The sequence below is a fragment of the Aquimarina mytili genome (assembly GCF_016735115.1).
GTDB classification, from domain to species: Bacteria; Bacteroidota; Bacteroidia; order Flavobacteriales; family Flavobacteriaceae; genus Aquimarina; species Aquimarina mytili.
This window is the reverse complement of the sequence record NZ_JAERQJ010000035.1, coordinates 1-281: the sequence shown is the minus strand read 5'-3', so window position 1 is coordinate 281 and position 281 is coordinate 1. Positions and strand designations below refer to the sequence as shown.

The window sequence follows — 281 nt, the reverse complement described above, 5'->3', positions numbered from 1 at the left end:
AGGAGTTGAGTTATAACATAATCTCTAAAACCAAAGTTATGAAAACCAATTCAAAATTCATTGGGATTGATGTTAGTAAAAAAACATTAGACATCTGTATTTTATCTGATCGAAAGGAGTTCTTTAAAATTGATAATACCTCACAATCCATTGAAGAATTTTTCACTGGAAACCTATCTAAAAAAACTACCCATTATGTATGTATTGAAAACACAGGAAAATATGGTTGGGCTTTAATGAAACTAATGCCTGAATTTAACTGTTTATTTTATGTTGTTAAT

General features: G+C 27.8%; 1 protein-coding gene. It reads left to right on the top strand.

From position 1 onward, the window contains the following. Positions 1 to 38 precede the first annotated feature (38 nt). Positions 39 to 281: IS110 family transposase (locus JJQ60_RS22440; RefSeq protein WP_201924777.1), on the top strand; the 243-nt coding region annotated here is incomplete at its 3' end.